The 18,303-nt window shown below is 70.8% G+C and carries 15 protein-coding genes; 7 read left to right on the top strand and 8 right to left on the bottom strand.

All coding sequences use genetic code 11. The features are described 5' to 3' along the window. Positions 1–58: 58 nt before the first annotated feature. The 8 genes from ABZ642_RS38885 to ABZ642_RS38850 all read right to left on the bottom strand — a co-directional run bounded on the left by ABZ642_RS38885 (position 59) and on the right by ABZ642_RS38850 (position 9,114). Entirely contained in the window at positions 59–1,360 is a 1,302-nt protein-coding gene (locus ABZ642_RS38885; protein WP_360493817.1) for an alpha/beta fold hydrolase, read from the bottom strand. Between the two features lie 97 nt (positions 1,361–1,457). Beyond that, positions 1,458–2,483 (bottom strand): LacI family DNA-binding transcriptional regulator, encoded by a 1,026-nt coding sequence (locus ABZ642_RS38880; protein ID WP_360493814.1) that lies wholly within the window; start codon positions 2,481–2,483, stop codon positions 1,458–1,460. A 101-nt stretch (positions 2,484–2,584) separates the two neighbouring features. Beyond that, a complete protein-coding gene (locus ABZ642_RS38875; RefSeq protein WP_360493811.1) occupies positions 2,585–3,997 on the bottom strand; it encodes a BNR repeat-containing protein in 1,413 nt (470 codons plus the stop codon). 25 nt (positions 3,998–4,022) lie between these two features. Next, positions 4,023–4,343 (bottom strand): L-rhamnose mutarotase, encoded by a 321-nt coding sequence (locus tag ABZ642_RS38870; protein ID WP_360493808.1) that lies wholly within the window; start codon positions 4,341–4,343, stop codon positions 4,023–4,025. A gap of 17 nt (positions 4,344–4,360) precedes the next feature. Next, positions 4,361–5,443 (bottom strand): rhamnose ABC transporter substrate-binding protein, encoded by a 1,083-nt coding sequence (gene rhaS / locus ABZ642_RS38865; RefSeq protein ID WP_360493806.1) that lies wholly within the window; start codon positions 5,441–5,443, stop codon positions 4,361–4,363. Positions 5,444–5,557: 114 nt separating this feature from the next. Then, on the bottom strand, positions 5,558–6,535 hold the full coding sequence (locus ABZ642_RS38860; protein ID WP_360493803.1) for an ABC transporter permease: 978 nt from the start codon (positions 6,533–6,535) through the stop codon (positions 5,558–5,560). Next, the gene (locus ABZ642_RS38855; protein ID WP_360493801.1) at positions 6,528–7,568 is read right to left on the bottom strand and encodes an ABC transporter permease; all 1,041 of its coding nucleotides are present in this window, start codon (positions 7,566–7,568) and stop codon (positions 6,528–6,530) included. Before ABZ642_RS38855 ends, ABZ642_RS38860 begins: the two co-directional genes overlap by 8 nt. A 28-nt stretch (positions 7,569–7,596) precedes the next feature. Next, positions 7,597–9,114, bottom strand: coding sequence for a sugar ABC transporter ATP-binding protein (locus ABZ642_RS38850; RefSeq protein WP_360493798.1), 1,518 nt, complete (start codon positions 9,112–9,114; stop codon positions 7,597–7,599). 258 nt (positions 9,115–9,372) lie between these two features. Here ABZ642_RS38850 and rhaI point away from each other — a divergent pair, with 258 nt between their 5' ends. From rhaI to ABZ642_RS38815, 7 genes are all read left to right on the top strand, one after another. After that, complete coding sequence (rhaI, locus tag ABZ642_RS38845; protein WP_360493795.1) at positions 9,373–10,533, top strand: L-rhamnose isomerase; 1,161 nt, start codon at positions 9,373–9,375, stop codon at positions 10,531–10,533. 118 nt (positions 10,534–10,651) lie between these two features. Further along, complete coding sequence (locus tag ABZ642_RS38840; RefSeq protein ID WP_360493792.1) at positions 10,652–12,691, top strand: bifunctional aldolase/short-chain dehydrogenase; 2,040 nt, start codon at positions 10,652–10,654, stop codon at positions 12,689–12,691. Then, positions 12,688–14,133, top strand: coding sequence for a rhamnulokinase family protein (locus tag ABZ642_RS38835; RefSeq protein ID WP_360493790.1), 1,446 nt, complete (start codon positions 12,688–12,690; stop codon positions 14,131–14,133). The genes ABZ642_RS38840 and ABZ642_RS38835 overlap by 4 nt, the downstream gene beginning before the upstream one ends. A 71-nt stretch (positions 14,134–14,204) precedes the next feature. Next, positions 14,205–14,960, top strand: a complete 756-nt coding sequence (locus ABZ642_RS38830; RefSeq protein ID WP_360493787.1) for a (Fe-S)-binding protein — start codon at positions 14,205–14,207, stop codon at positions 14,958–14,960. Further along, positions 14,957–16,435 carry a LutB/LldF family L-lactate oxidation iron-sulfur protein gene (locus tag ABZ642_RS38825; RefSeq protein ID WP_360493784.1) on the top strand — a complete coding sequence of 493 codons (1,479 nt, stop codon included), beginning with the start codon at positions 14,957–14,959 and terminating at the stop codon, positions 16,433–16,435. Before ABZ642_RS38830 ends, ABZ642_RS38825 begins: the two co-directional genes overlap by 4 nt. Next, positions 16,432–17,091 (top strand): lactate utilization protein C, encoded by a 660-nt coding sequence (locus ABZ642_RS38820; protein ID WP_360493781.1) that lies wholly within the window; start codon positions 16,432–16,434, stop codon positions 17,089–17,091. The genes ABZ642_RS38825 and ABZ642_RS38820 overlap by 4 nt, the downstream gene beginning before the upstream one ends. A 56-nt stretch (positions 17,092–17,147) precedes the next feature. After that, a complete protein-coding gene (locus ABZ642_RS38815) occupies positions 17,148–18,302 on the top strand; it encodes a betaine/proline/choline family ABC transporter ATP-binding protein (RefSeq protein ID WP_360493778.1) in 1,155 nt (384 codons plus the stop codon). Position 18,303: the final 1 nt, after the last annotated feature.

The following is an 18,303-nucleotide window of genomic DNA, read 5'->3' as shown; positions in this document are numbered from 1 at the left end:
CGCACTTTCATACCAGGAGGTGCGGACACCCCCTGTCCGCGTTCTCCGTCGCGGGGCCTCAGACCTCGTCGCGGGCCAGCGCGAGGAGCCGGTCCAGGACCCGCGGGGCGCCGGCGCGCAGCCCGTCGTGCTCGAACTCGTCGGTGACCCAGGTGCGCAGGCCCCGGACGGCCCGGGCGGTCCGCAGCGAGTGCCCGGCGTCGACGTACATGTCGTCGTGGTAGACGGCGGCGGCGACCGGGACCTCGTTGGCGGCGAGCCGGGCCGGGTCGTAAAGCGGCTGCCAGTCGGTGCGGGCGGCGAGCAGTTCGGCGGTCTCGCGCAGCGGGCGCAGGGACGGGTCGGTCTCGAACACCCAGGGGTGGACCGTCTCGCCGGTGAACAGCACCGGGGCGTCGTCGGCGAGCGCCTTGGCCGCGTCGAACTGCGGGAACTCGGCGCGCACCCGCTCGGCCGCCCACGCGGTGGGACGGCTGTCCTGGCCGTAGAGCGGTTCGTGGACGAGGGCGTAGAGCGGGTTGCTCGCGTACGACAGCAGGGCCTGGGCCTGCTCCTGGAAGGCGTCGGAGAGTTCGGAGCCGGCCGGCGTGCGGACGAAGGCGTCCTCCAGGAGGAAGTGCAGGCGGTGGCTGCCGTCGCTCGTGCCCAGCATCAGGCCGAGGGACTGGAAGGCCTCGACGGTGAGCCGGTAGCCGTTCGGCAGGACCACCTGGTGGTCGAGGAGGTGCTCGGCGATCCGCCGGACCCGCTCGACGTCCATCGGGTAGCGGTCGTAGTGCGCGGTGACCTTGCGTTCGATGCGCGGGTAGGCGGCCCGGTAGACGTCGTCGGCGTGCGCGTCCAGGGACGGCAGGCCGCCGGTGATGAGGGAGGTGCTGAGACCTTCCGGGAAGAACGACAGGTAGGTGACCGTGCAGAAGCCGCCGAAGCTCTGGCCGAGGGTGGTCCAGGGGGCGCCGCCGGTGAGCCGCGGACGGATCGCCTCACAGTCCCGGACGATCGAGTCGGCGCGGAAGCGGGCGAGGTGGTCGGCCTGGGCGGCGGGGCCGCCGCGCAGTGGCAGCGTCTGCCGGTTGACCGGCGTGGAACGGCCGGTGCCGCGCTGGTCGAGGAGCAGTACGCGGTACTCCCGCAGGGCCCGGTCGAGCCAGGCCTGGCGTCCGACGAAACGATTCGCCCCGAATCCCGGGCCGCCCTGCAGGTAGAGCAGCCAGGGCAGTTCCTCGTCCGCCTTGTCGCTCGCGACCGCCTCCCGGCCGTACAGCTCGATGGTCTCGCCGTCCGGGTCGGCGTGGTCCAGAGGGACGGTGAAGTGGCGGTCGGTGAGGACGACGCCGGGCTGGCGGTAGCTGAGGCTCAACGTTTCTCCCGTGACGGACGGATGGTCGCGACCCAGTTCAGCACACGTCCGGGGCCTGGCCGCCCCCGGGATCATGAAATCGTTACTGAATAACCGATCAGCGGGCGGCGAGGCTGGAGCGGCGCACCACCAGCTCCGGCTGGAGCACCACCCGGCGGTGCTCGTGCGCCGCCTGCCCCTCGCGCTCCTCGGTCTCCTCCAGGAGCAGGTCGGCGGCCATGGCGCCCATGGTCACGGCCGGCTGGCGTACCGAGGTCAGCGGTACGGCGGCCGCGGCGGCGAACTCGATGTCGTCGTAGCCGACGATCGCCAGGTCGTCCGGGACGACCACGCCTGCCGCGTACATGGCCTGCAGGACACCGAGGGCGAGCAGGTCGTTGGCGCAGAACACGGCGGTGGGCCGGTCGGCGAGGCCGAGCAGCCTGGCCCCCGCGTCCCGCCCCGCCGCGACGTCGAGACGCTCCGTCGGCAGCTCGCGCAGCGCGTCGGGCCCGAGGCCCGCCTCGGCGAGGGCGTTCAGGGCGCCGGTGCGCCGGTCGCGGACCTGGTTGAGGCCGGGCGGCCCGCTGACGTAGGCGATGGACCGATGCCCCGCGTCGACGAGATGACGGACCGCGAGCGCGCCGCCCGCCACGTCGTCGACGCTGACCGAGCACTCGGTGGTGCCCTCCGCGACCCGGTCGACCAGCACGAAGGGGATGCCGTGCCGCCGGAAGGTCTCGATGTTGCGGCCGGTCGCGTCCGCCGGGGTGAGCAGGACGCCGCGCACCCGCTGTTCGGCGAAGAGCGCGAGGTAGTCGGCCTCCTCCCCGGCGTTCTGGGCGCTGTTGCAGACCATCACTCCGACCCCGGCCTGCCGAGCCGCCCGCTCGGCGCCCCGGGCCACGTCCACGAAGAAGGGGTTGCCCATGTCGAGGACGAGCAGGCCCATGATCCGGCTGCGGCCGGCGCGCAGCTGACGCGCGGACTCGCTGCGGACGTAGCCGAGCCGGTCGATCGCCGACTGCACCCGCGCCCGGGTCTCGCCCGCGACGGTGTCCGGGCGGTTGATGACGTTGGAGACCGTGCCCACCGAGACTCCGGCGGCGCGGGCGACGTCCTTGATACCCACCGACTGGGCCATCGGGCGAGACCTCCAGGGAACTGTGGACGGCTCCTTCACAGCGAGGAAGGGCACATCCGGAAGGGCTTCACATTACGACATGACTCGCACACCGGCCCGGGTCAGCCGGGCAGGGCGAAGTCGACGACATGGAGCGCCGAGGGGGCCGTACCGCTCGACTTCTCCTGGTACATGAACGACAGCACGTGGTCCGCGCCGACCCGCATCTCGTCGATCACGACCTCGCCGAAGGCGTTCAGCTCACTGCCGTCGTACAGCAGTGTCCAGTCGGTGTACCCGGAGGCCCTGGACGCCCCGGCGATCCGACCGTACGGGAACACCGCGTAGGCGTTGTCGTACCTGTCCAGGACCAGCTTGGTGCGCTGGCTGGAGTCCAGGGCGACCGGGATCTCGGTCTTCTGCCAGGCGCCGGAGGAGTTCTTGCGGAGGTGGAAGGCGCGTCCGTTCGCCGTGCGGGCGCTGACGTAGTTCGTGGTGCACTGGCCGAAGCGGCCGGGCACATAGCTGATGATCGCGTGCGGCAGGCCCGCGGAATCGATCCACTGGCTCTCCTGGTTCATCAGCGAGTGGTCCGGGTCGAGGGAGTCGACGACGAGACCCGGGTCGGTGACGGCGACCGTGTCCGGGGTCCCGGTGGTGGCGACCAGGACGCCGGTGTCGTTGCGCCAGGTACGGCCGCGGTCGGTGGAGTGGACATAGCCGGTGTCGTGGTTGGTGATGCCACCGCCGTTGCACATCACGGTGCCGCTCTGCTCCCTCCAGGTGAAGAAGGCGTGCAGCCGCCCGTTCACGTCGTAGTCGACGCCGTGCAGGTACATGTTCCGGGCGGTCGACGAGCCGTGCTCGCTCGTGTAGGTCCCGTCGGCGCCGGACCACTCCCCCAGCACGGTCCAGCGCGAACCGTCGTACTCGGCAAGGGCGTTGCGGCCGTTTCCGGAGATCCCCACCCGGTAGCTCAGCTGGAGCCTGCCCTCGGGCGTGGAGACGAACTGCGGATAGGTGAACTGCGAGGTCGGCGACACTCCGTCCAGCGATGTCTGCACGGCCCCGAAGGCGGCCGACGTCCACGCCGTGGAACCGGGCTTGTCCAGCAGCCCGGCGGCCGACTTCACGTAGAAGAAGCCGTCACTGTGGGAGTCCATGTTGATGTGGAGGCGGCCGTCGACCCTGGAGACGCCCATCGAGATGACGTTGTGGGAGTCGTCGGCCTTCAGCCGGTGGGCGAGGGTGACGGTTGCCCAGGACGAGCCGCCCGGCGCCCGGCGCCCGATCACCGCGGCGCCGGTCGAGGTGTACCAGCCGGCGTACTGGTAGCCCTTGTAGGTGAACAGGCCGTTCTTCTGGAAGGAGTTGTTGTTGACCAGGCCGTCGTAGGAGACGAAGTAGACGGCCTGGGCGTCGAGTTGGCTGATGCTCTGCTTGGTGACGGAGGGGCCGGGATCGGCGGCCCGTGCGATGCCCGGCGTTGCCACGCCGGCCAGTATGGCGGTGGTGAGCACGGTACGGCGTCTCATGAGCGGCTCCTGGGCGAGGGGGCGGTCAGGCGAGGTGGAACACTTCGGTGAGCGGTTTCATCGCCTCGTCGGGCCGGGTGCCGTCCAGCGACTCGAAGAACGGCCCCATGTCGGCCTGCCAGCGGGCGTTGACCTCGGTTTCCGCCATGCCCGCACGGGCGGCCTCGAAGTCCTCGGTCTCCAGATAGCCGACCAGCAGGCCGTCGTCGCGCAGGAAGAGCGAGTAGTTGTGCCAGCCGGTGGCGGAGAGCGCCGCGCGCATCTCCGGCCACACGGCGGCATGGCGTTCGCGGTACTCGGCGATACGGTCCCGCCGGACCTTGAGGAGGAAACAGACCCGCTGCACCGACGCCCCCTGATGTCCTAGAAGTTGAACTGGTCGATGTTCTTCGCGTCGAACACGGTCGGCTTGCCGAGGTTGATCACGCCGTCCTTGCCGATGGTGTACGAGGTGTCGCCGGCCTTGAAGGTCTCGCCCTCCTTGCCGGTGATCTGCCCGGAGGCCAGGGCGACGGCGGTGCGGGCGGCGAGGTCGCCGAGCTTGGCCGGGTCCCACAGCTCGAAGGCGTCGACGGTGCCGTTCTTGACGTACTGCCGCATGTCGTTGGGCGTGCCGAGCCCGGTCAGCTTGACCTTGCCCTTGTACTTGGAGCCGGACAGGTACTGGGCGGCCGCCTTGATGCCGACGGTGGTCGGGGAGATGATCCCCTTGAGGTCCGGGTACTGCTGGAGCAGGCCCTGGGTCTGCTGGAAGGACTGCTGGGCGTCGTCGTTGCCGAAGGCGACCTTGACCAGCTTGACGTTCTTGTACTTCGGGTCCTTCAGCTCCTCCTTCATGTACCCGATCCAGGTGTTCTGGTTGGTCGCGGTCTGCGCGGCGGACAGGATCGCGATCTCGCCCTTGTACCCGATCTGTTCGGCGAGCAGCTGTACCTCGGTACGGCCGAGGTCCTCGGCGCTGGCCTGCGAGACGAAGGCGTTGCGGCAGCCGGCGTTGGTGTCGGAGTCGTAGGTGACGACCTTGATCCCGTTGCTCATGGCCTGCTTGAGCGCGGTGCACAGGGCGCCGGGGTCCTGGGCGGACACGGCCATGGCGTTGACCTGCTGCTGGGTGAGGGTGTTGACGTAGGAGACCTGCCCGGAGGTGTCGGTGGCGCTGGACGGCCCGACCTCCTTGTACTTGGAGCCCAGCTCGGTGAGCGCCTTCTCGCCGCCCTTGTCGGCGGAGGTGAAGTAGGGGTTGTTGACCTGCTTGGGCAGGAACCCGACGGTCAGCCCCTTCTTGAGGGCGGCGTTCGGATCGGCCTTGGCGGTGGAGGTGGCCGCCGCCGACTCGTCACCGCCGGAGTTGTTCTTGGTCGTACCGCCACAGGCGGTGGCGGCGAGAGAGAGCGCGGAGACAGCGGCGAGCGCGACACAGGCACGCCGAAGGGATGACTTACGCATGACGGGTTCCTTTGAAAGTGGAGTTCATGGGAGCGCCCCTTCAGGGGCGCGGGACTGTATTTCATTGGCGGCTCCGCCGCGTGGGCGCGACCAGCCACACACGGCCCGCAGTGTTCAGACGGCCTTCGCACCCCTGTGCCTGGTAAGGGCGATCTGTCGTGCAACCCTCGGGCCGAGCACCGAGACGACGAGCAACACACCGGTCACGACGATCTGGGACTGCGCGGACACGTTCAGCAGGCTCATGACGTTCTGCAGCGCCCCGAGCAGAAACACCCCGGCAACGGCCCCGCCGAGCGTCCCCTTGCCCCCGTCGAAGTCGATACCGCCGAGCAACACCGCGGCCACGACGCTCAGTTCGAGCCCCGTCGCGTTGTCGTACCGCGCACTGGCGTAGTGCAACGCCCAGAAGATCCCGGTCAAGGACGCCATCAACCCGGTGGCGACGAACAGGATCAATTTGTGCCGCTTCACCCGGATCCCGGCGAACCGCGCCGCCTCCTCGCTCGCCCCGACCGCGAACAGCGACCGCCCGAACGGCGTGGCATGCAGCACCACCACGGCGATGACGAGCAGCACCAGGAACGGCAGGAAGGCTCGCGGCAGGAACGTGTCGCCGAGCCGCCCCGCCGCGAAGTCCAGGTACTGGGTGGGGAAGTCGGTCACCGCGTCGGAGCCGAGGACGATCTGCGCGATGCCCCGGTAGGCCGCGAGCGTGCCGATGGTGACGGCGAGCGAGGGCAGCCCCAGCCGGGTCACCAGCAGCCCGTTGACCAGGCCGCAGACCACGCCCAGCAGCAGGCAGAGCGGGATGATCGTCTCGATGGCCATGCCCTCGTTCCAGAGCCTGCCCATGACCGCGCCCGAGAGCCCGGCGGTGGAGGCGACCGAGAGGTCGATCTCGCCGGCCACGACCAGCAGTGTCATCGGCAGGGCGATCAGCGCGATGGGCAGCGTGTTGCCGATCAGGAACGACAGGTTGAGCGAGTTCCCGAAGCCGTCGACGGAGCCGAACGACACCAGTAGGAGGACGATCAGCAGGGCACCGACGACCGTGTCCCAACGGATTGCGCGGGTCAGGGAGTCAGGCATGGCGGGCGCTCCTCTTCTTCAGTGCGGAGGCCACCCGCGACGCGACGATCCGGTCGACGGCGATGGCGAGCAGCAGCAGGACGCCGTTGATGGCGAGAACCCACACGGAGCTGACTCCGAGGGCGGGCAGCACGCTGTTGACGGAGGTCAGCAGCAACGCGCCGAGTGCGGCGCCGTACACGCTCCCGGAGCCGCCCGTGAAGACCACACCGCCGACCACCACGGCGCTCACGACGGTGAGTTCGTAGCCGGTGCCGGTGCCGGAGTCGACGTTGCCGAAGCGGGCCAGGTACATGGCGCCGGCCAGCCCGGCGAGTCCGCCGCAGAAGGTGTAGGCGGTGAGGATCCGTTTGCGCACCGGGATGCCGGCCAGCCGGGCCGCCTCCGGGTTGGAGCCGAGGGCGTACAACTCCCGTCCGCTGCCGAAGTGTCTGAGGTAGTAGGCGGTGGCGACCAGGACGGCGAGGGCGATCAGCGCGAGCCAGGGGACTGCCGACAGCCCGCCCGAGCCGAAGTCGTTGAAGTCGCCGGGAAGATCGGCGGCCGTGATCTGCCGGGAGCCGACCCAGATGGAGTCGACGCCCCTGATGATGTACAGCGTGCCGAGGGTGACGACGAGTGCGGGTACCTGGCCGAGGCTGACGAGAAGGCCGTTGAGCAGTCCGCAGCCGATGCCGAGCAGCACGGCCAGCACGATCGCGACGACCGTGTTGCCGCCGCCGTGCAGATAGTCGCCGGCGGCGAAGGCGGTGATGCCGAGCGTGGAGCCGACGGACAGGTCGACGTTCCTCGTGATCACCACCAGGGACTGGCCGGTGGCGACCAGCACCAGGATGGTCGCGTTGAGCAGCAGGTCCTTGATGCCCTGCTCGGAGAGGAACTGGCTGTTGCCGGCCTGGGTGACGGCGATCATCACCAGGAAGACGACCAGGATGGCGAGTTCGCGCATCTTGAAGACACGGTCGACGAGCCGGGTCCCGCTGGACTCGGGCGTCTCGGCGACGGAGGTCTGTTCGGAGGTGGTCACCGTCATGCGGCGGCCCTCCCCACGGCGGTGGTCGTCATGCGGCGGCCCTCCCGGTCGCTGCGGCCATCACGGTTTCCTCGGTGGCGTCGGAGCGCGGGATCTCGGCGGTGATCCGGCCCTCGTGCATCACCAGCACGCGGTCGGCCATGCCGAGGATCTCCGGCAGGTCGGAGGAGATCATCAGGACGGCGACCCCGTCGGCGGCCAACTCGCCGAGGAGCCGGTGGACTTCGGCTTTCGTCCCGACGTCGATGCCCCGGGTCGGTTCGTCGACGATCAGCACCTTCGGTCCGGTCGCCAGCCACTTGGCGAGGACCACCTTCTGCTGGTTGCCGCCGGACAGGGTCGAGACCGCGTCGGCGATCCGGGCGTACTTCACCTGGAGCTTCACCGCCCAGTCGAGGGAGCGGCTGCGCTCGGCGCCCCGGTCCATCAGGCCGGCCCTGACGGTCGTACGCAGCCCGGTCAGGCCGATGTTGCGCTCGATGGACATGTCCATCACCAGGCCCTGCGCCCGCCGGTCCTCGGGGACCAGGGCGAGCCCGGCGGCCATCGCCGTGGAGGGCGCGCCGTTGGTGAGCCTGCGGCCCCGCACCTCCACCTCCCCCGCGTCCCAGCGGTCGACGCCGAACACGGCCCGCGCGACCTCGGTGCGGCCGGCCCCGACCAGTCCGGCGAGGCCGACGATCTCACCGGCGCGCACCTCGAAGGAGATGTCGGTGAAGACGCCCTCCCGGGTCAGCCGCCGTACCGAAAGGGCGACTTCGCCCACCGGCAGGTCCTGCTTGGGGTACAGCTCGTCCAGGTCGCGGCCGACCATCCGGCGGACCAGGTCGTCCTCGGTCATGCCGTCGACGGGCTCGCTGGCGATCCAGGCGCCGTCCCGGAGGGTGGTGACCCGCCGGCAGAGCTGGAAGATCTCCTCCAGCCGGTGCGAGATGAACAGCACGGCGGCGCCCTGGTCGCGCAGGGTGCGGACGACGCCGAAGAGGCGGGCGACCTCGCTGCCGGTGAGCGCCGCCGTCGGCTCGTCCATGATCAGGACCCGGGCGTCGAAGGAGAGCGCCTTGGCGATCTCCACGATCTGCTGGTCCGCGATGGACAGGCCGCGGGCGGGGCGGTCGGGGTCGAGCGCGACGCCGAGCCGCTTCATCAGGGCGGCCGTGGCCGCGCGGGTGGCCTTGTGGTCGATCCGGCCCAGCGCGCGCCGGGGCTGCCGGCCCATGAAGATGTTCTCGGCGATCGACAGGTCGGGGAAGAGCGTGGGTTCCTGGTAGATCACGGCGATTCCGGCGTCGCGGGCGTCGCCGGGGCCGTGGAAGACGACGGGCTCACCGTCGAGCAGCACCTGGCCGGCGTCCGGTCGGTGCACCCCGGCGAGGGTCTTGATCAACGTCGACTTGCCCGCGCCGTTCTCCCCGGCGAGGGCGTGCACCTCGCCGGGGAACAGCTCCAGGGAGACGTCCCGCAGGGCGCGGACGGCACCGAAGGACTTGGAGACGTCCTTCAGCGCCAGCACCGGGGCCGGTCCCGTGTCGGACGGGTGGGTCATGGATGGCTCCTCGACGACACCGGCGAGACGGTCGGCACCGACCCCACAGCGTCGTGAAAGGTTTCAACTGGATTGCCGGGACCGTAGGCACCACGGGCATGTCACGTCAATGGGTCCGTATCGAAAAAATTTCGATAGCCTAAGGTCACGGCCGAGTCACGGAAAACCAGGTTGGTCGGAGTGCTTGACACCCCTTCGGGAGGCTCATACTTTGCCGTTCTGAATCGTTTCACCGTTCATACCCCCAGGAGCTTCCAAGTGACCGACCTCGCCGCGGTGAAGGCCGCGCTGAAGACCCAGGCCGTCGAGACGCCGTCGTGGGCGTACGGAAACTCGGGGACCCGTTTCAAGGTGTTCGCCCAGCAGGGCGTGCCGCGCTCGGCGAAGGAGAAGCTGGACGACGCGGCACAGGTCCACGCGGTGACCGGGGTCGCGCCGACGGTGGCGTTGCACATCCCCTGGGACAAGGTGGACGACTACGCGGACCTGGCCGGGCACGCCGAGAAGCAGGGGCTGAAGCTGGGGGCGATCAACTCCAACACCTTCCAGGACGACGACTACAAGCTGGGCAGCATCTGCCATCCGGACGCGGCGGTGCGCCGCAAGGCCGTCGGCCACCTGCTCGAGTGCGTCGACATCATGGACGCGACGGGGTCCCGCGACCTGAAGCTCTGGTTCGCGGACGGCACCAACTACCCCGGGCAGGACGACATCAGGGCCCGCCAGGACCGGCTCGCGGAGGGGCTGGCCGAGGTGTACGCGCGGCTGGGCGAGGGGCAGCGGATGCTGCTGGAGTACAAGCTGTTCGAGCCGTCCTTCTACACGACCGACGTACCGGACTGGGGCACGGCCTACGCCCACTGTCTGAAGCTGGGGCCGAAGGCGCAGGTCGTCGTCGACACCGGGCACCACGCGCCGGGCACCAACATCGAGTTCATCGTCGCCACGCTGCTGCGGGAGGGGAAGCTCGGGGGGTTCGACTTCAACTCGCGGTTCTACGCGGACGACGACCTCATGGTCGGCGCCGCTGATCCGTTCCAGCTGTTCCGGATCATGTGCGAGGTCCTGGGCGGGGGCGGGTTCACCTCCGAGGTGGCCTTCATGCTCGATCAGTGTCACAACATCGAGGCGAAGATCCCGGCGATCATCCGCTCGGTGATGAACGTGCAGGAGGCCACGGCGAAGGCGTTGCTGGTGGACCGGGGGGCGTTGGCCGCGGCGCAGGCCGCGGGCGATGTGCTCGGGGCGAATGCCGTGCTGATGGATGCGTATGACACTGATGTGCGGCCGCTGCTGCGGGAGGTGCGGGTGGAGATGGGGCTGGATCCGGAGCCGCTCGCGGCGTACCGCCGGTCCGGGTGGGCCGAGAAGGTTGTCGCCGAGCGGGTTGGGGGGCAGCAGGCGGGCTGGGGCGCGTAAGCGTCTGGCTTGACATGTCTCGTCGCGGGCTGCGGGCCGGATGTGGTTGGCCGCGCAGTTCCCCGCGCCCCTGAAGGGGCGCACCGATCCCCGTACGTTCACGAAGTCAGGGACCTTCATGACCACCCACCCCGAAGCCGCCGCCCTCCTCGACCGTTCCCATCGGCTCGGTGCCGATCCCCGGAACACCAACTACGCCGGCGGGAACACCTCCGCCAAGGGCACCGACACCGATCCCGTCACCGGTGGGGAGGTCGAGCTGATGTGGGTGAAGGGGTCCGGTGGGGACCTCGGCACCCTCACCGAATCCGGGCTCGCCGTGTTGCGGCTCGACCGGCTCCGGGCGCTCGCCGGTGTCTATCCGGGCGTCGAGCGCGAGGACGAGATGGTCGGCGCCTTCGACTACTGCCTGCACGGCAAGGGCGGGGCCGCTCCCTCCATCGACACCGCCATGCACGGGCTGGTGGACGCCCCGCACGTCGATCATCTGCATCCGGACTCCGGGATCGCGCTGGCCTGTGCCGCCGACGGGGAGAAGCTGACCGCCGAGTGTTTCGGGGACTCGGTGGTGTGGGTGCCGTGGCGGCGGCCCGGGTTCCAGCTGGGGCTGGACATCGCGGCCGTGAAGGCCGCCAACCCGCGGGCGGTCGGGTGCGTCCTCGGCGGGCACGGGATCACCGCCTGGGGCGACACCTCCGAGGAGTGCGAGCGGAACTCGCTCCACATCATCCGCACCGCCGAGGCCTTTCTCGCCGAGCGCGGCAGGCCGGAGCCCTTCGGGCCCGTCGTCGCGGGGTACGACGCGCTGCCCGAGGCGGAGCGCCGGGAGCGGGCCGCCTCGCTCGCGCCGTATGTACGGGCCCTCGCCTCCCAGGACCGGGCGCAGGTCGGGCACTTCACCGACGCCGAGGTCGTCCTCGACTTCCTGGCCCGGGCCGAGCACCCGCGGCTCGCCGCGCTGGGGACGTCGTGCCCGGACCACTTCCTGCGGACGAAGGTACGGCCGCTCGTGCTCGACCTGCCGCCGACCGCACCCCTCGACGAGACCATCGCCCGGCTCAGGGAGCTGCACTCCGCCTACCGCGAGGAGTACGCCGCCTACTACCGGCGGCACGCCCTGCCCGACTCCCCCGCCATGCGCGGCGCCGACCCGGCGATCGTGCTGGTGCCCGGCGTCGGCATGTTCAGCTTCGGGAAGGACAAGCAGACGGCCCGGGTCGCGGGCGAGTTCTACGTCAACGCGATCAATGTGATGCGCGGCGCCGAGGCCGTGTCGGCGTACGCGCCGATCGAGGAGTCGGAGAAGTTCCGGATCGAGTACTGGGCGCTGGAGGAGGCCAAGCTCCGGCGGATGCCGAGGCCGAAGGCCCTGGCGACCCGGGTGGCGCTGGTGACCGGGGCCGGCAGCGGGATCGGGAAGGCGATCGCGCACCGGCTCGTCGCCGAGGGGGCCTGCGTCGTGGTGGCCGACCTCGACGCCGAGGGTGCCGCCGCCGTCGCGGAGGAGCTCGGCGGGCCGGACAGGGCCGTCGCCGTCACCGTCGACGTGACGGACGAGGAGCAGATCGCCGCCGCCTTCCGGGCCGCCGTGCTGGCCTTCGGCGGGGTCGACCTCGTCGTCAACAACGCCGGGATCTCCATCTCCAAGCCCCTGCTGGAGACTTCGGCGAAGGACTGGGACCTCCAGCACGACATCATGGCCCGCGGCTCCTTCCTGGTGTCGCGGGAGGCGGCCCGGGTGATGATCGCCCAGCGGCTCGGCGGTGACATCGTCTATGTCGCCTCGAAGAACGCCGTGTTCGCCGGGCCCAACAACATCGCCTACTCGGCCACCAAGGCCGACCAGGCCCATCAGGTGCGCCTGCTGGCAGCCGAGCTGGGCGAGCACGGGATCCGGGTCAACGGGGTGAACCCCGATGGTGTGGTGCGTGGGTCCGGGATCTTCGCCGGAGGGTGGGGGGCGCAGCGGGCCGCCGTGTACGGGGTGGAGGAGGCGAAGCTCGGCGAGTTCTACGCGCAGCGGACCATCCTCAAGCGTGAGGTGCTGCCCGAGCATGTGGCGAACGCGGTGTTCGCGCTGACGGGCGGGGAGCTGACCCACACCACCGGGTTGCATGTGCCCGTCGACGCGGGTGTGGCGGCCGCGTTCCTGCGATGACCGGCTCCAGGTCCTATGCCGCGGTCGACCTCGGTGCGTCCAGCGGTCGGGTCATGGTCGGCCGGGTGGGCCCGGACTCGCTCGAACTGGCCGAGGCACACCGGTTCGCCAACCGGCCGGTACGGGTGCCGGAGGGGCTGCGCTGGGACGTACTCGCCCTGTACGCCGGGGTGCTGGAGGGGCTGCGGGCGGCGGGGCGGGTGGACTCCGTCGGGATCGACAGCTGGGCCGTGGACTACGGGCTGCTGGACGCCGACGGGGCGCTGCTCGGCAACCCGGTGCACTACCGGGACGCCCGCACGGAGGGCGTCGCCGAGAAGGTGTGGGCGACCCTGCCGGCGGCGGAGCTGTACGCCAGCACCGGGCTCCAGTACGCGCCCTTCAACACCCTCTACCAGTTGGCGGCGGCGCGTTCGAGTGCCCAGTTCGCCCGTGCCGAGCGGCTGTTGCTCATCCCCGACCTGCTGTCGTACTGGCTGACCGGCGAGCAGGGCACCGAGCTGACCAACGCCTCCACCACCCAGCTGATCGATCCCCGGACGCGCGACTGGTCGTACGAGGTGGCGGACCGGGTGGGGATCGACCTCGGGCTGTTCGCTCCGCTGCGGCGGCCCGGGGAGGCGGCCGGGCTGCTGCGTCCCGAGGTGCTTGAGGAGACGGGGCTCGGCGGGCCGGTGCCGGTGACCGCGGTCGGCTCGCACGACACCGCGTCGGCGGTGGCCGCCGTACCGGCGGCCGGTGAACGGTTCGCCTACATCTGCACCGGCACCTGGTCGCTGGCCGGACTCGAACTGGCCGCGCCCGTGCTGACCGAGGAGAGCCGGGCCGCCAACTTCACCAACGAGCTGGGGCTGGACGGCACGGTCCGCTACCTGCGCAACATCATGGGGCTGTGGCTGCTCCAGGAGTGCGTACGAGCCTGGGGCGACCCGGATCTGGGCGGGCTGTTGCGCGAGGCGGCCGGCGTGCCGGCGCTGCGGTCGGTGGTGGACGCGGGGGACACGGTCTTCCTGGCCCCCGGCCGGATGCCGGAGCGGATCGCCGAGGCGTGCCGGGCGTCCGGGCAGCCGGTGCCGCGGACTCCCGGTGAGATCACCCGGTGCATTCTCGACTCCCTGGCGCTCGCCCACCGGCGGGCGGTCACCGACGCACAGCGGCTCGCCGATCACCCGGTGGACACGGTGTACGTGGTGGGCGGCGGCACCCGCAACGCGCTGCTCTGTCAGCTCACCGCCGACGCCTGCGGGCTGCCAGTGGTGGCGGGTCCGACGGAGGCGGCGTCCCTCGGGAACGTGCTGGTCCAGGCCCGTGCGCAGGGTCTGGTCGGCGACCTGGCCGACCTGCGGCGGCTGCTCACGCGCACCCAGCCGCTCACCCGGTACACACCGCGCGACGACACCGCCCGCTGGGCGGCGGCCGAGGCACGACTCGCCACACGGTGAACCGGGACTCCCGCTGACCGCACCGGCCCATTACCCTGCACTCATCCGATGATCGACCGCGAGGAGCCGCGATGCGTGTCGCCCTGTTCCTGACCTGTGTCAACGACACGCTGTATCCGGACACGGGTCGTGCTGTGGTGAAACTCCTGACCAGGCTGGGTGTCGAGGTCGATTTCCCGATGGCGCAGACCTGCTGCGGGCAGGCCCACTACAACACCGGATACCGTCATCAGGCGGAGCCACTGGCCCGGCATTTCTCCGATGTCTTCGGGGAGTACGAGGCGATCGTGACGCCGTCCGGGTCGTGCGGGGCGATGGTGCGGGAGCTGTATCCCAGGATGGGCGAACGGGCCCGCGCGGAGGGCCGCGGCAGCGGCCTCGCGGACACGCTGGCACCGGTGGTGCCGAAAACGTACGAGCTGACCGAGTTCCTGGTGGACGTGCTCGGGGTGACGGACGTGGGCGCCTACTACCCGCACACCGTGACCTACCACCCGACCTGTCACGGGCTGCGTGCTCTGGGGCTGGGTGAGCGGCCGCGCCGGCTGCTCCAGGCTGTGGAGGGGCTGGAGTTGGTGGAGCTGCCGGGGGCGCAGGAGTGCTGCGGGTTCGGGGGGACGTTCGCGGTGAAGAACCCCGACGTCTCGGCGGCGATGGGATCCGACAAGGTGCGCAACGCCGCCTCGACGGGTGCGGAGGTGCTGTGCGCGGCCGACAACTCCTGTCTCATGCACATCGGCGGCACCATGACCCGGCTCGGCACCGGGATGCGGCCGGTGCACCTCGCGGAGATCCTGGCGAGCACGAAGGAGGAGCCCGCGCTATGAGCGGAACGTATCTGGGGATGCCGGCCTTTCCGGTGGCCGCGCACGAGGCTGTCAACAACCCGACCCTGCGCGGGAATCTGCGGCATGCCACGCACACCATCCGCGCCAAGCGGGCCAAGGCGGTGGCCGAGGTGTCCGACTGGGACGCGCTGCGCGAGGCCGGCAAACAGATCAAGGACCATACTCTCCGCCATCTCGACCGCTATCTGGTCCAGTTGGAGGAGGCGGTGACGGCGGCGGGCGGTACGGTCCACTGGGCGGCGGACGCCGACGAGGCCAACCGGATCGTCACCGAACTGGTCAAGGAGACCGGTGAGTCGGAGGTCGTCAAGGTCAAGTCGATGGCCACCCAGGAGATCGGCCTCAACGAGGCGCTGGAGGCCGAGGGCATCCGGGCTTACGAGACCGATCTCGCCGAGCTGATCGTGCAGCTGGGCAAGGACCGGCCCTCACACATCCTGGTCCCCGCCATCCACCGCAACCGGGGAGAGATCCGGGACATCTTCCGGCGCGAGATGGGTGCGTGGGGGCGCCCCGCGCCCGAGGGCCTCACCGACACCCCGGCCGAACTCGCCGAGGCCGCCCGGCTCCACCTCCGCGAGAAGTTCCTGCGGGCCAGGGTCGGCATCTCCGGTGCCAACTTCATGGTCGCCGAGACCGGCACGCTGGTGGTGGTCGAGTCCGAGGGCAACGGGCGGATGTGCCTGACCCTGCCCGAGACGCTGATCTCGGTCGTCGGCATCGAGAAGATCGTGCCGGCCTGGCGGGACCTGGAGGTCTTCCTGCAGACCCTGCCCCGTTCGTCGACCGCCGAACGCATGAACCCCTACACCAGCATGTGGACCGGAACCACGGACAGCGACGGCCCGCGGACCTTCCATCTGGTGCTGCTGGACAACGGCCGCACCGACACCCTCGCCGACGAGGTCGGCCGCCAGGCGCTGCGCTGCATCCGCTGCTCGGCCTGTCTCAACGTCTGCCCGGTGTATGAGCGGGCGGGCGGGCACGCCTACGGCTCGGTCTACCCCGGCCCGATCGGCGCCATCCTCAGCCCCCAGCTACGGGGGACGGCCAGCGCGATCGACGCCTCCCTGCCGTACGCGTCGACGCTGTGCGGGGCCTGCTACGAAGTGTGCCCGGTCGCCATCGACATCCCCGAAGTACTGGTGCACCTGCGGGAACGAGTCGTGGAAGGCGGCGAGACGGTCCGGGGCGGCAACAAGGTGCTCCTCAAGCCCGCCAAGGGACATGCGGCCGAGCGGGCGGCGATGCGGGCGGCCCGCTGGACGTTCTCCCACCCCGCCGCCCTGCGCACCGGCCAGCGCCTCGCCTCCCGCAGCCGCCGCTTCCATCCCCGCACGCTGCCGGGCCCGGGCAGGGCGTGGAGCGGGACCCGGGACCTGCCGGCCCTCCCCGCGGAGCCGTTCCGGGACTGGTGGCAGCGCACGAACGGCGGAAAGGACGGTGCCAAGTGAGCAGCAGGGAACGGATCCTGGGCCGGGTACGACGCGCACTGGCCGAGGCGCCGGGCGAGGACGCACCGCTCGAACGGACGTATCTGCGCGAGCACGGGCAGCGCAGCGTCGCGGAGACGGTCGAGCTGCTGGCCGAGAACCTCGCGGACTACCGGGCGCTCGTGCACCGCTGCACGGAGAGCGAACTGGCCGCCCTGATCGGCCGGTTGGTCGCCGACCGCGGGGCCGGGACCGTGGTCGTACCGGCCGGGCTGGACCCGGCGTGGCTCGCGGCGGCCGATGCCGAGGTGGTCGCGGACCGCGCCGAGGACACACCGCACCAGCTCGACACGGTGGGCAGTGTGGTCACCGGGTGTGCGGTGGCGATCGCCGAGACCGGCACGATCGTGCTGGACGGCGGCCCCGACCAGGGCCGCCGCCGCATCACCCTCATTCCGGACCACCACATCTGCGTCGTCCGGATCCCGGACCAGGTCGTCTCCTCCGTCCCCCAGGCCCTCGAACGTCTCGACCCGACACGCCCGTTGACCTGGATCTCCGGACCATCCGCGACCAGCGACATCGAGCTGGACCGAGTCGAAGGGGTACACGGCCCACGCACCCTGGAAGTGGTACTCGTCAGCGCCGATCAGCCGAGCGCCGAGGTCACCTCGTAGGTGTGCCGCCGCCCCTTCGGCGAGCGGGCCGCAAGGGGCGCGGCTAGCGTGAGGGAATGATCCGGTTCGAGCAGGTCACCAAGCGGTATCCGGACGGCACGACCGCCGTGGACGGCCTCTCCTTCGAGGTGGCGGAGGGTGAACTCGTCACGCTCGTGGGCCCGTCCGGCTGCGGCAAGACCACCACGATGATGATGGTCAACCGGCTCATCGAACCGACCTCCGGCCGGATCCTCGTCGACGACGAGGACATCGCCCGGGTCGACCCCGTGCGACTGCGCCGCCGGATCGGCTATGTCATCCAGCAGGTGGGCCTGTTCCCGCACCGCACGGTCCTCGACAACACCGCGACCGTCCCGGCCCTGCTCGGCTGGAAGCGGGCCAGGGCCCGCAAGCGCGCTGCCGAACTGCTCGACCTGGTCGGCCTGGACCCGGGGACGTTCGGTCCGCGCTACCCGGACCAGCTCTCCGGCGGCCAGCGGCAGCGGGTCGGCGTGGCCCGCGCGCTCGCCGCGGATCCCCCCGTACTGCTGATGGACGAGCCGTTCGGCGCGGTCGACCCGGTGGTGCGGGAGCAGTTGCAGGACGAGTTCCTCAGGATGCAGGCCGCGGTGCGCAAGACGGTGCTGCTGGTCACCCATGACATCGAGGAGGCGGTGCGGCTCGGCGACCGGATCGCGGTGTACGGGCAGGGGCGCATCGAGCAGTACGACACGCCGGGCGCGGTGCTGGGGACGCCCGCCACGTCGTACGTCGCCGAGTTCGTGGGCGCGGACCGCGGGCTGAAGCGGCTGTCGGTGACCGAGATCGAGCCGGACGACCTGGAGCAGCCGCCGGTCGCCCGCCCGGCCGAGTCCGCCGAGAGCGCCGCGGCACGGCTGCGGGCGGAGGGCGCCCGCTGGGCGGTGGTCCTGGACCCGCGCGGCGACCTGCACGGCTGGGTGGGCCGGGACGAGTTGGCGGCCGGCGGCACCGTCGGCGACCTCGCGCACCGGATGACCGCGTGGGTGCCGGTCGGCGCCCCGCTGAAGCAGGCGTTCGGTGTGATGCTCCAGCACGACGCGGGGTGGGTCGCGGTCCTCGACGGCTCGCGCTTCCTCGGTGTCCTGACCCCGGCCAAGCTGCACGAGGCGCTGCGCCGCTCGGTGGACGCGGACGCGCGTGGTGTCCCGCGCGGCCAGGTGCCGTTCGACTCGGTCTCCGACGCCTGAC

It is taken from the genome of Streptomyces sp. NPDC007157, assembly GCF_040634235.1.
Taxonomy (GTDB): Bacteria; Actinomycetota; Actinomycetes; order Streptomycetales; family Streptomycetaceae; genus Streptomyces.
This window is presented reverse-complemented; position numbering and strand designations above follow the sequence as displayed.